Annotated in this window: 12 protein-coding genes and 1 pseudogene; 3 read left to right on the forward strand and 10 right to left on the reverse strand. The window is 60.6% G+C overall.

The genetic code is table 11. The features are described from left to right. From Q0J60_RS00955 to Q0J60_RS00980, 6 genes and pseudogenes are all read right to left on the reverse strand, one after another. Positions 1 to 276: pseudogene (locus tag Q0J60_RS00955) on the reverse strand (30S ribosomal protein S7); the annotation flags it as partial. An 87-nt stretch (positions 277 to 363) separates the two neighbouring features. Further along, complete coding sequence (gene rpsL / locus Q0J60_RS00960; RefSeq protein ID WP_114616158.1) at positions 364 to 735, reverse strand: 30S ribosomal protein S12; 372 nt, start codon at positions 733 to 735, stop codon at positions 364 to 366. Positions 736 to 1,120: 385 nt separating this feature from the next. After that, positions 1,121 to 1,975 carry a universal stress protein gene (locus Q0J60_RS00965; RefSeq protein ID WP_294438330.1) on the reverse strand — a complete coding sequence of 285 codons (855 nt, stop codon included), beginning with the start codon at positions 1,973 to 1,975 and terminating at the stop codon, positions 1,121 to 1,123. A 100-nt stretch (positions 1,976 to 2,075) separates the two neighbouring features. Next, on the reverse strand, positions 2,076 to 2,303 hold the full coding sequence (locus Q0J60_RS00970) for a hypothetical protein (protein ID WP_294438331.1): 228 nt from the start codon (positions 2,301 to 2,303) through the stop codon (positions 2,076 to 2,078). Between the two features lie 15 nt (positions 2,304 to 2,318). Beyond that, positions 2,319 to 3,476 carry an inorganic phosphate transporter gene (locus tag Q0J60_RS00975; protein ID WP_294438332.1) on the reverse strand — a complete coding sequence of 386 codons (1,158 nt, stop codon included), beginning with the start codon at positions 3,474 to 3,476 and terminating at the stop codon, positions 2,319 to 2,321. Positions 3,477 to 3,674: 198 nt separating this feature from the next. Then, positions 3,675 to 4,613 carry a magnesium transporter CorA family protein gene (locus Q0J60_RS00980; protein WP_294438333.1) on the reverse strand — a complete coding sequence of 313 codons (939 nt, stop codon included), beginning with the start codon at positions 4,611 to 4,613 and terminating at the stop codon, positions 3,675 to 3,677. A 117-nt stretch (positions 4,614 to 4,730) separates the two neighbouring features. On the opposite strand from Q0J60_RS00980, the gene Q0J60_RS00985 reads away from it, so the two are divergent. Then, positions 4,731 to 5,348: a 5-formyltetrahydrofolate cyclo-ligase gene (locus Q0J60_RS00985; protein ID WP_294438334.1), complete on the forward strand. Its 618-nt coding sequence runs from the start codon at positions 4,731 to 4,733 to the stop codon at positions 5,346 to 5,348. A gap of 97 nt (positions 5,349 to 5,445) precedes the next feature. Here Q0J60_RS00985 and Q0J60_RS00990 read toward each other — a convergent pair whose 3' ends face one another. Next, entirely contained in the window at positions 5,446 to 6,789 is a 1,344-nt protein-coding gene (locus tag Q0J60_RS00990; RefSeq protein WP_294438335.1) for a M18 family aminopeptidase, read from the reverse strand. Positions 6,790 to 7,034: 245 nt separating this feature from the next. Continuing rightward, complete coding sequence (locus Q0J60_RS00995; protein ID WP_294438336.1) at positions 7,035 to 7,478, reverse strand: peptide deformylase; 444 nt, start codon at positions 7,476 to 7,478, stop codon at positions 7,035 to 7,037. 287 nt (positions 7,479 to 7,765) lie between these two features. On the opposite strand from Q0J60_RS00995, the gene Q0J60_RS01000 reads away from it, so the two are divergent. Both Q0J60_RS01000 and Q0J60_RS01005 read left to right on the forward strand, forming a co-directional pair. Further along, complete coding sequence (locus tag Q0J60_RS01000) at positions 7,766 to 9,064, forward strand: DNA repair protein (protein WP_367178758.1); 1,299 nt, start codon at positions 7,766 to 7,768, stop codon at positions 9,062 to 9,064. A gap of 52 nt (positions 9,065 to 9,116) precedes the next feature. After that, positions 9,117 to 9,524 carry a YolD-like family protein gene (locus Q0J60_RS01005; RefSeq protein ID WP_294438337.1) on the forward strand — a complete coding sequence of 136 codons (408 nt, stop codon included), beginning with the start codon at positions 9,117 to 9,119 and terminating at the stop codon, positions 9,522 to 9,524. Positions 9,525 to 9,689: 165 nt separating this feature from the next. On the opposite strand, the gene Q0J60_RS01010 is transcribed toward Q0J60_RS01005, so the two are convergent. Next, positions 9,690 to 11,345, reverse strand: a complete 1,656-nt coding sequence (locus Q0J60_RS01010) for an aminotransferase class I/II-fold pyridoxal phosphate-dependent enzyme (protein WP_294438338.1) — start codon at positions 11,343 to 11,345, stop codon at positions 9,690 to 9,692. A gap of 309 nt (positions 11,346 to 11,654) precedes the next feature. Further along, positions 11,655 to 12,095 (reverse strand): 50S ribosomal protein L31, encoded by a 441-nt coding sequence (gene rpmE, locus Q0J60_RS01015; protein WP_294438339.1) that lies wholly within the window; start codon positions 12,093 to 12,095, stop codon positions 11,655 to 11,657. Positions 12,096 to 12,375 lie beyond the last annotated feature (280 nt).

Here is a 12,375-nt window from a genome sequence, read left to right on the forward strand (position 1 = left end):
GTTGACTTCCATCGGGACCTGGTAGGTTGCGCCGCCGACACGCTTCGGCTTGACCTCGCGCGTGGGGCGAACGTTGTCCATGGCCTTCTTGAACACGGTCAGGGGATCCTGGCCGGACTTGGCGGCAACGATGTCGAACGCGCCGTAGACGATACGCTCGGCGAGGGACTTCTTGCCATCAAGAAGAACCTTGTTGATCAGCTGCGTGACCAAACGGTTGTTGTACACTGCGTCCGGCTGAGTTTCACGACGGACGGCTGCTGCACGACGCGGCATATGAATGCTCCTTCATGTTCTGTGCGCGCTTCGGGGCGTTTCGCCCATTAGGCTTTAACCTTTAAAGCCCGCGCGACTTACTCCTACTTATTTGGGGCGCTTGGCGCCGTAGCGGCTGCGGGCCTGCATGCGGTTGTTCACAGCAGCGCAGTCAAGGGCGGCGCGAATGATCTTGTAGCGCACGCCGGGGAGGTCCTTAACACGGCCGCCGCGGATGAGCACCATGGAGTGCTCCTGCAGGTTGTGGCCGATGCCAGGAATGTACGCGGTCACTTCCATGCCGTTCACGAGACGGACACGAGCGACCTTACGCAGAGCCGAATTCGGCTTCTTGGGGGTGGTGGTGTACACACGGGTGCACACGCCACGCTTCTGGGGGTTACCCTTGAGCGCCGGGGTCTTCTTCTTGTCGACCTGCTTGGCGCGGCCCTTGCGGACCAGCTGGTTGATAGTAGGCAAAGTAGTTCTCCTCTTAATTCGCCTATTTCCTACAGTGCGGATTCGCCTTGCGATCAGCCCATATCTCAACCCTGGGGCCTCCCGCTCGGGTTATCCTTGTTTCCGGTCACGCAGCATACGGGGCACGAAAACAAACGCCTCGTTCGAGACGCAAGGCGGTACTTTAACACCGCTGACATGGGCTGTCAAACGCCACGCGTCCGGGCGTATCCATTATCTTCATTTATTGTTTCCCCAGGTCATTTACCGCTCCCCCATCGCACTCACCACAATTTTGCATCGAATGTGAAGAAAATTCTTGAAAAGCCTGCCGATTTGTGCGGCAGACAGCAAAAAAGCGCCGCCCTTTTAGGCGACGCCTTGCAGCAAGCGAATTGCACGACCCCTATGGCTTGGGCACGACCACCGTGGGGATGTTGGGGTTCAGCAGCACGTCGTGCGTGACAGAGCCGAAAATGGCGCGGCCGAACGCGGAACGCGCATGCGTACCCATGACCAGCAGACGGCGCTTACCGCCGTGCGCGATAAGCACCTTGGACGGCGAGGAGCCTTCAATCGTGCGGCCGGACACATCCAAATCGGGGTACTCGGCCTTGATGCGCTCGATATGCGCGTCGATCTTGGCCTGGAACTGATCGCCCACAGGGCCCAAACCGCCGCCCATGGCCTCGGCCGGACGCGACAGGCCGGCAGGAAGGCCCCAGGCAGAAACCAGCTCGAGCGACTCACCGGTGGCGATAGCCTCCTTCACGGCGAAGGAGATGGCGCCCTCGTCGAAATCATCGGGGCCCACGCCCACGACAATGCCCTTGCCCTGGTCTTCGAAATCCCAGCTCTCGGGCACAACAACCGTGGGAACGGAAGCGGTGATGGAAAGCTTCAGGCCCTTGGTGCCGCCCAACATCTCGCCGATCTTGGCGTTGTGATGGGAGCCCAGGACCACCATGTCGTAGCCCTCGGACGCATCAGCAAGGGCCTCAAGAATGCCCTCGTCGTGGATCAGCCAATCCACCTGAACGCCCTCGCACTCCTGCGCAATCTTTTCCGCCAAGCCCTTCAGAGCCGCCTCGACGGTATCGCGCACGGCATCGGTGTCGGCGCCGAACGCCTTGGCGGAATCAAGGCCCACGGCGGTAATGAGCGTAAGCTGAGACGAAGTGCGATGGGCGCGGCGGGCGGCCCATTCCACGGCGCGGTCGCCACGAGCGGTGCCGTCAACGCCTACAAGAATCTTAGTCATGAATCAAATCCTCCCTATCGATTGCGAATGCGACACACTTGCACGCCAAAAGGCCATGCTGCCAGCGTCGGGCGAAGCGCGCCGTTTCGCGGAATTCACCTTAGTGGAAAATGGGTATCATCAGCCACAGCGCGAACAGCACGATCGCAACGCATGCGGCGAAGCACACGACGGAGACAGCGCGCAGCACCGCAGATCCCCCGTCGGACCCCTTCTCCCACAGACGAAGGCCACAAGAATACAGCGTGGCAATGGCGCCCGCCACCACAACGGCGGTGATGAGCACCGTGGCGAAGCCGGTGACTTCCTGCATGATGAGTTCCTGCATTGATGCTCCCCTCCTTTAAGCAGCCTGGGCGGCGGTGTCGGAATCGGCGTTCAGTTTGACGTCGGAACGCTCGTTGACGTTCATGGCGTTCACGGGGTTGCGACGCGACAGGCGGAAGATGATAAAGCCAGCGACAACGGCAGCCACCACGATGAACACCGTACCCGCGGTACCAAACTTGGTGAACAGGCAGGTGAACGCGCCAATCAGGCCAGCGGCAGGGAAAGTGACGAGCCAGGCGATGACCATGCGGCCGGCAACGCCCCAGTTGACCTCGTTGCCCTTGGTGCCCAGACCGGTACCGATGATGGAGCCGGAGCACACCTGCGTGGTGGAAAGCGCAAAGCCCAGATGGGAGGACGCCAGGATGACCGTCGCGGAGCTGGACTCGGCAGCGAAGCCCTGCGGAGTGTTGATCTCGGTCAGGCCCTTGCCCAGCGTGCGGATGACGCGCCAGCCGCCCATGTAGGTGCCCAGGGCGATGGCGAGGCCGCATACGGCTACGACCCACAGCTGCGGGCTGGAATCGGGAGCCTGAGCGCCCACAGCAACCAGCGTCAGCGTGATGATGCCCATGGTCTTCTGGGCGTCGTTGGTGCCGTGCGAAAGCGCCACCAGGCACGCGGTCACGGTCTGGCCATGGCGGAAGCCGGATTCGACCTTGCTCTGGTCCATGCGCGATGTGATCGCCGTTATTATCTTTGTCGCCGTGAACGAGGCCAAACCGGCCACGATGACCGCCAGGATGGACGGAATGAGAATCTTGGTGAGAACCGCACCGAAGTTCACGCCCGCGGCACCCGCGCCCACGATTATGGCGCCCACCAGGCCGCCGAACAGCGCGTGCGAAGAACTGGAGGGCAGACCCACGAGCCACGTGAGCAGGTTCCACAGGATGGCGCCGATCAGGCCGGCCAGAATGAATTCTGGCGCGATTGTCACCGCATCCTCATTGATTAAGCCGCCTGAAATGGTCTTGGCAACCTCGACGGACAGAAACGCGCCGATCAGGTTGAGCGTGCCTGCGGCAAGAACGGCGGTCTTAGGCTTCAGCGCGCCTGTGGCGATGGACGTCGCCATGGCGTTCGCCGTGTCATGAAAACCGTTCGTGAAGTCGAAGATGAGGGCGACGATGATGACAAGCCCCACAACGACAAGAGTACCTAGCTCCATTGCTTGTTCCGGTTCCCTTCTTTTTCTTGTGGCTGGGTAAAGAAGCTGCGCATCTCAAGTCATTTGCGCAACCTTATCTAGTGTAGCGGGGCACGGCAAAATCCTATGTCAGGCAAAGTTCAAATCTGTGTAAAGTCTCCGAGGGTGAACGGTAGGTGCCGCAACGTCGCGTCGGCGAACGGCAGAGCTACCCCTCCCCTAGAACCACTTCAGCTTCTTCAGCAACGCAAGCAACGCCACCAGAAGCACAGCCGTGATGCCCGTCACGATAGCGAAGCCGTAGGGCGAACCAGCCAGCGGGATGCCCTCCACGTTCATGCCGAACAGGCCGCCGATCACCGTGGGCACGCACAGAACCAGCGTGATGGTGGCCACCAGTTGCATCGTGCGGTTCAAATCCTGGTTCATGATCATGCCCAGATGCTCAATCGTCGAGTCCAGGATGCCGGAATAGATGCGCGTGGTCTCAAGCGCCTGACGGTTCTCGATGATCACGTCGTCGAACAGCTCGCGCACCTCGTCGTCGGCGGAAAGCAGCACATAGCGGCGGTAGCGTTCGAGCATCGTGTCGTTGGTGGTAAGCGACGTGGTGAGGTACACGAACGACTCGTCCAGGTCATAGAGTTCTTCAAGGTCTTTGCGCGTGGGGTGGTCCATATCCTGTTCAAGACGCATGCGCCGCCTGTTGAGCACCTGAAGCGACGTGAAATACGCCGACGAGGAGGCCAGCAGCATATCGCTCGTGAACTTGCGAATTTCGCTCGTGTCGTGAAGGTCGCGCTGCCGTTTGAGCAAGGCGATGATGGGAATGCGGTACATCGAGCACACCGAGATGACATGGTGCGGCGTCTCGAACACGCCGATAGGGATGGTTTTGTAGCCGTACGCGCCGGGGGCTTCATCGCGCACGGGCGTGTCCACGATGAACATGGTGTAGTTCTCGTTGCGCTCCACGCGGGACACCTCTTCGGGGTCCAGCGGCGCCATCAGGTCATCCTGATCGATTGCGAAGCGGGTGGAAATCCCATGCAGCTCTTCGAACGTGGGCTCGAACAGCGCGATCCAGCAGCCGTCCTCTTCGGCATCAAGCCTTACAAGGGAACGCGTGTCCTCTGCGGTACGAAAGTATTCGATCATCGGTCCCCTCCTGCATATGCCGGCAACATCGGCGCAGTCGCGCTAAGATGCAACCTTACCAGATTGACGAACCCGCGCGGCGCGCTAAAAGGCAAAATCGAAGTAAAGCGAGGAACCATGGACATCGCAGAGCAGAAGAGCACGGTAAGGACGCAAGCCCTCGAAGCCCGGCGTGCGCTACCGGCGCAGAAACGCGCCTCTCTGTCCCGGGCGGCATGCGAGCGCATGCTCTCCCTGCTCGACGAGCACCTGGAGCTTTGCGAGAAACGCGCTCCCCTCATCGCAATCTACCGCGCCATGCAAAGCGAGCTGGACACTAGCGAACTGGTCGAACGCCTTTACGCGTGTGGGGCGCACGTGGCGTTCCCGTGCACGAGAGGGCCGCATCACATGGAGTTTTTCATCGTGGAAGAAGAAGCCTGGCGTGCATCGGATGCGGATTTTCTTGCGCATCCCGGGCGCTTTTTCCCCGATGAGGAATTCCCCGCCTTCACGCCTGCGCCGCCCGAAGCAATCGACGCCGTCGTGGTTCCCGGATCGGCGTTCGACGAAGGCGGGATGCGCCTGGGGCTTGGAGCCGGATGCTACGACGCCTACCTTTCAGCGGTGCGCGACGACTGCTTTGTCGCAGGCATCGCATTCGACGAGCAGATTTTTGAACGGGTCCCCGCCGATATCCACGACCGGCCGATGGATGCCGTGGTCACCCCGACGCGCACGATTGCCGGCGCCTGAGCGCATCCGCATACGCAGCCGCCCGTCCGAGACAAAAGAATGCCATGATGAAAGGGGCATGCGACGTGCCCCTTTCGTTCAATCTCAAGGTAAATCTTTAGACGGTAGCGCCCTGCGCTCCGTCGATGCGAATATCCGCCTCGTAGAACGCCGTAAGCGCGGCGATGGCCAGACTCGCGTCGCGCACGCCGGACGTCTCATAGGACGAATGCATGGCCAGCTGCGGGCATCCCACATCCACCGCGTGCATGCTCACCTGGGTGTTCGAAAGGTTGCCCAAGGTGGAACCGCCCGCCTGGTCGCTCTTGTTGGCGAACGTTTGGTACGGCACACCCGCGTCGTCGCACACGGCCGCGAACGCCGCGCGACTGAACGCGTCGGTGCAGTAATGCTGATTGGCGGCCTCCTTGATCACGATGCCGCCGTTGAGATAGCAGCGATTGCCCGCGTCGTATTTCTCGGTGCGGTTGGGATGGATGGCATGGGCGTTGTCGCAACTCACCAGCATGGATTGCGCGACGGCGCGGTGATAATCCTCACGCGAGAGGCCCAGGCAGCCGCACATGCGCTCAAGCGTGTCGCGCAGGACGGTGGACATGGCGCCCTGCTTGGTGTTGGAACCCACCTCTTCGTTGTCGAAGCAGCACCACACTCGCACGCACGCGTCGTTCTTCGACGCGAGGAACGCCTTGAGCGAAGCGAACGCGCACATGAGGTCGTCCAGCTTGGGCGACGAGACGAACTCGCCCGCTGCACCCCAGATGCATCCCTTCTGGCGACTGTACAGGAACAGGTCGCGCGCAAGAATCTGCTGAGGCTCGACGCCCAGGCTTTGCGCGAGCATAGCGTCGAACGCGCCCGCACCCAGCTCGCCTGCCGAGAACAGCGGGCACAGGTCGATCGCTCGATTGGGGGCGAAGCTGTCGTTTACCGCGCGATCCAGATGGACAGCCAAGCTGGGAATGAGCGCCACGTCTTCATTGAGTGCGACCAGGCGGCTCTCAATGGCGGAACCGTCACGCACCAGCACGCGGCCCGCCAGCGACAGCGGACGGTCGAACCAGGTGTAGTCGATCATGCCGCCGTATGCTTCCACGTTGAGGCGCAGGTAGCTCTCGGGGCCTTCAAGCTCAGGAGCCGATTTGACCTTGAACGTGGGCGAATCGGCGTGGGCGGCCGTAAGTTGGAAATGGAAGGCGTCGCGGTCCTCGAGCGCATGCTCCCCCACCGCGAACGCGATGACGCTCGATCCGTTGCGCGTGGTGTAGTAGCGTCCGCCGGGCACCACGTCCCAAACATGCGATTCGGGCAGATACGTGAATCCCGCCGCATCGAGGCGCGCGCATGCCGCATGCGCGGTATGGAACATGCTGGGGCATTCGGCGATGAAGCCCACCAACTCCTGAGCGGTTTCACGTTCCTGTTGAGTGATCTGTTGCATATGCGCACTCCCTTTCTTCCGCCCTATGCATCGCAATGCGCGGCAAGATGGTTTTTCTCTCGCGCACAGCTTACCACCGCGTGCAAGGTTACAGCCGCATCCATACGAATGACACGCTCCCGTTCAACCTCATACGAAAAGCGGCCGCCCAGACAGGCGGCCGCTCAACTATCTTTCATTATGGCAGGCCGACACGCAAACCCGAACCGTCACGTCATTCGGGCGATCATGCGGCTGCGCGACAGCTACACCAGCTTGCCTGCGCAGTGATCGATGCCGTGCTGCACGATCTCGGCCGTCCAGCCGGTAAGCTTCTTGCTGCGAGGAATCAGCTTGTCGCCAGCCAAAACCTCGTAGGCGACGGTGCAGATTTCGAAGCGCTTGACCTGGCTGGCCTCCTCGAGGCTCAGGCATCCCTCGGCCGCGTCATAGGGCTTCATGAACGCCACCAGGCGCGGGTTGAACATCACGTTGACGCAGCCCTTCTCGTCTTCGTAGGCGATGACGGCCTTGCGCGAACCAATCTGGTTGGCCGCCAGGCATGCGCAATCGCCGCCCATAGACTCCATCGTGTCCTTAAGATCCTGTGCCACCTGAGCGTCTTCCGGCGTGGCGGGCTCTGCGGGCTGGCTCAAAAATTCGCGGTCTTTGACGATTTCCTTGATCATGGCGTCTCTCGTTTCTCGCATGGGCCTCGACATTGTTCGCATGCGCCCCGCCCACTGCATGCGGGCCTCGCCTGATGCGCGCTATGCGCTCGAACTCAACGGCTTATCTTACCATGAAGATCGGCGCGCGCCGACCAACGGAATAATCCCGATGGGCAAAGGTCACTTATATCCATCCCGCCGTTCCTGCAGACCGCTCTTCCTGCTCACAGCACGAATCCCTAATCATTGGCAATTCCTGTGATATTATGAGAACATTCGTTCGATATTTATAGGGAGCCACCACGGAAGAGCGCACGTACATATGCATCGATTTCAAATCGTTCTACGCCAGCGTGGAATGCGTGGACCGCGGGCTCGATCCCATGCGGGCGCGCCTTGTGGTAGCCGACCCGGAACGTTCGCACACCACCATCTGCCTGGCGGTGTCCCCCGCGCTCAAGGCACTCGGCGTGAAGAACCGCTGCCGCGTGTTCGACATCCCCGAAAGGATCGACTACGTGATGGCGCGACCGCGCATGCGCCGTTACATGGAGGTGTCGGCGTCCATCTACGCGCTGTACCTGAAACGCGTGAGCGCACAAGACGTTCATGTGTACTCCATCGACGAATGCTTCATCGATGCCACGCCCTACCTACGGCTTTACCACACTGATGCACGATCATTCGCCCGCGCGCTCATGGGCGACGTGCGCCGAGAAACGAGCATCCCCGCCACGGCGGGCATCGGCACCAACCTCTTCTTGGCCAAAGTCGCGCTGGACGTATGCGCCAAGCACGCCCCCGACGGCATCGGGCAGCTGGACGAAGCGTCGTTTAAGCGCGACATCTGGTTTCACCGCCCCATCACCGATATCTGGGGCATCGGCCCCGGTATCGCACGTCGCCTGGAGAAATACGGCGCCCGCGATTTGGCGGGCGTTGCCGCCCTGCGCGAAGAGACGCTCTATCGCGAGTTCGGCGTGAACGCGGAGTTCCTGATAGACCACGCCTGGGGGCAGGAGCCGTGCACCATCGCCGAAATCCAATCGTATGTTCCCGAAGGTCGATCCATGACCAATGGACAGGTTCTTCCCAGCGACTACTCGTTCGACGAAGCCCGCATGGTGCTGCGCGAAATGATAGACGCCAGCGTGCTCGAACTGGTGGAGTCCCATCAGGTGGCTGATCGCATATCGCTTTTCATCGGATATGCGCGAGACAAAAGCATCCCGCGCGATACGGAAACGTTCGAAGGCGGTCACGGTGCACGACCCCTAAACGGCTATGGAGGCGAACATACCGGCGGTATGCGGTCGCTGGGACAAAAGACCAATTCTCGTCGCATCCTGGTGAAGAACTTTCTCGCACTGTTCGACGAGACTACGCGCCAGGATACGCCCATCAGGCGCATCAACATCGGTATCTCGGGGCTCGCGCCCGAAGACTCCGTGCCCCTTACGCTCTTTGACAACGCGGAAGACGTCGCGAAGGAGCGGCGCATGCAAGAGGCAATAGCAGGCATCCGCGGCAAATTCGGAAAGAATGCCATGCTCAAGGGGACAAGCCTGCAGGAAAAGGCGACCGCCCGCGAACGCAACAATCAGATAGGCGGGCATCGGGCGTAACGAAAGCACGGCAAGATGGACAGGCCGGAAGCAAGAAAGGAAGGCGAAACGCATGCGCATCAATGCTCAAGAGCAAGCGTATCGCGCGGCGGTGCTGCGCGACATCGAGCAACGCGTGGCTGAACGCGGTCGGCATACGGCCCGCCCCCATGCCGACCGCGCGCGTCAGTTCATGCCGTTCGCCGCGCTCAAAGGCTACCATGAGCTTGCCCAGGAGCAGGAAACCGTGCACGCTCCCAAACCGGAGCTCTCCGAGGAACGCCTGGCGGAGCTGTCGGACGCGATGCGCAGACTCAACTTGGGAGATGACGTACGCATATCCTTTTACGAAGGAGGGCAACACGTCGCAATGCGCGGCCCGCTGAGCAAGATAGACGAAGTTACGCATTCCGTCACCATCGGGAAGAAACGCATCCCTCTGGGCAGTATCCTCGACATACGCCGCGCCGATGAATGCTGATCTTGCAATAGGCAAAGCCCTACAGAGGAACACGAACGCCGCACCTCGCAGCACCAAGAAAGACACGAAAGGCAAATCGACACGTCGGCGCACCAGCCTTGCCCCACGCAACGCAAAAGGGGCCGCCCGACCGGCGGCCCCGAACATCCGAAACGCAAGCGCCAGCTACTGACGGTAATGCGCGAAGAAGTCGGCCAGATCCTCCATCGCCTCGTGCAGTACTTCCATGCGCGGCAGATACACGATGCGGAAGTGGTCGGGCTCGTGCCAGTTGAAGCCGCCGCCGCGCGTGATCAGAATGCGCTTCTCGTGCAGCAGGTCAAGCGCGAACTGCTCGTCATCGGTGATATTGAACTTCTTCACATCGATTTTGGGGAAGATGTAGAACGCCGCCTTGGGCTTCACCGCGGTAATGCCGGGGATGGAGTTCAGCGCCTCATACACGTAGTTGCGCTGCTCATAGATGCGACCGCCCGGGCGCACATACCCCTCAACGCTCTGATGACCCCACAGCGCCGTCTGCACGATGGACTGAGCGGGCACGTTTGAGCACAGGCGCATGTTGGAAAGCATGTTCACCCCGTAGGTGAAGTCCTCCATGCAGTGCTTGTTGCCGGAAAGGATCATCCAGCCGATGCGGTAGCCGGCAATCATGTGACTCTTGGATAGGCCCGAGAACGTGACGCACGGCAGATCGGGCGCCAGTGATGCGATGGAAATATGCTCGTGACCGTCCATGCACAGACGATCGTAGATCTCGTCCGAGAAAATCATGAGCTGGTGCTTACGCGCAATCTCGACGATCTGCTCCAGGATCTCACGCGGATATACGGCGCCCGTGGGGTTGTTGGGGTTGATGATGACGATGGCCTTGGTGCGCGACGTCACCTTGGATTCGATGTCGGCGATATCGGGGCACCATTCGGCCTGCTCGTCGCAGATGTAGTGCACGGGCACGCCGCCGGAAAGCGTGGCGCAGGCCGTCCACAGCGGATAGTCGGGGCTGGGAATCAGAATCTCGTCGCCGTTGTCCAGCAGCGCCTGCATGCACAGGTTGATGAGCTCCGACACGCCGTTGCCGGTATAGATACCGTCCATGCTCACGTTGGGGATGTGCTTGATCTGGGCGTACTGCATGATGGCCTTGCGCGCCGAGAACAGGCCGTGCGAATCGGAATAGCCTTCGCATTCGGGCAGCTGCAGACGCATGTCCTGGATGACCTCGTCGGGGGTTCGGAAGCCGAAAGGCGCCGGATTGCCAATGTTAAGCTTCAGGATGCGCAGGCCTTCGGATTCCATGCGGTTGGCCTCGTCGGCCACTGGGCCGCGCACGTCATAGAGAACGTTGTCGAGCTTGGAGGATTTTTTGAACTGGCGCATAAGAGGACTCCTTTGAGATTGAGCGGCCGCAGCGGCTTGCGTGGTATCGACAGAGGAAACAGCGGCCGATTCCGAATCAGCGGCAACCGGGGACTTGACGGCATGGGAGGCGGACGAAATCCGCCCGGGTGCTCGCTCGCCCGAAGGTGAAGTGTCCGTTAGCCGCGAGGCGCCCTGCGGTGCTTCGTCGATATCGTTCGATGCCAAGGCGCCCTGCGGCGCTTCCCCACCGGCAAGCCATGCCGCGTCCACGCCCAAAGCACTCGCAAGCGCAGCCATCACGCCTGCGCGCGGCACCGTCTTGCCGCTTACATACTGGCTCACCTGGCTTTTCCCCAGCTTTGCGCCATGCTCTGCAGCAACGCGTATAAGATCGGCCTGCTTCATGCCGGCCTGCCCCATCGCTTCATGAAGGCGATTGGCGAACGTTTCCTGCGACATCCTACTCTCCTGAAAGTTCAATTTCACTCAAATTGAACCCGTAGTTCAAAGTTCAATTTTGTGCAGTATAGCACCAAAAGAAATTGAACTTTCTGGAGTTTCCCAAAGGTTCATTTTTGCTGCGAGCGGGCAATCGGGTCTATGCGGCAGACCTTAAGCATCGAGAAGCACCTCGCAACAATCTCCAGTCGTACAATGCGCGCTAAACGCATGGGCGCCGCTTCGCCCCAGACGCGAAGAGGCCCGCACGGTGGCGGGCCTCTTCAGTGCTTTTTGCTTAAAGATTGGGTGCGCTATGCGCGTGCCGCGTTATTCAGCGGCCTGCTCCTCAGCAGCGGGAGCCTCAGCGGCCTCCTCGGCAGGAGCGGCTTCCTCGGCCAGCTTGGCAGCCTTAGCAGCCTCGGCCTCAGCCTTCTTGGCGAACTCGGCAGCACGAGCGGCCTTCTCAGCGGCCTTCTTCTCGCGCTCAGCCTTCTTGGCGGCCTCGAGCTCTGCAGCCTTGGCAGCCTTGGCGGCCTTCTTGGCAGCCTCACGCTCGGCAACGGCGGCGGAAGCGGAACCGAACTTGTCGGCGAAGCGCTGGACGCGTCCACCGGTGTCGATCAGCTTCTGGGTGCCGGTGAAGAACGGGTGGCACATATTGCAGATGTCGACCTTGAGCTCCGGCTTGGTGGAGCGGGTAACAAAGGTGTTACCGCAGGTGCACTTGACGGTGCACTCCATGTATTCGGGATGGATACCCTGCTTCATAATGGTTTCTCCTTTTCAGAAGGTCTTGGTTTCCGACCAAGACAAGACAGCCTGTGAATCTTACCACGCAAAACGCCCTCGATAAAGAGTCAATATTGTGATTTTTGCATGACCGAACACAAGAAACGGAACGAAACAGCGAGATCGGCTCTGACGAGTCAGATAAGCCCGCCGCAACGCCAAGCGTACTTCGTACGCGCCGAGCGTTGCACAAGGGCTTAGCTGGCCGTCAGAGCCGATCGCAGTGTCGCAGCGCCTCATTGAGTAATTCCGTCGGCTG

This window comes from uncultured Slackia sp., from assembly GCF_944321625.1.
Classification (GTDB): Bacteria; Actinomycetota; Coriobacteriia; order Coriobacteriales; family Eggerthellaceae; genus Slackia.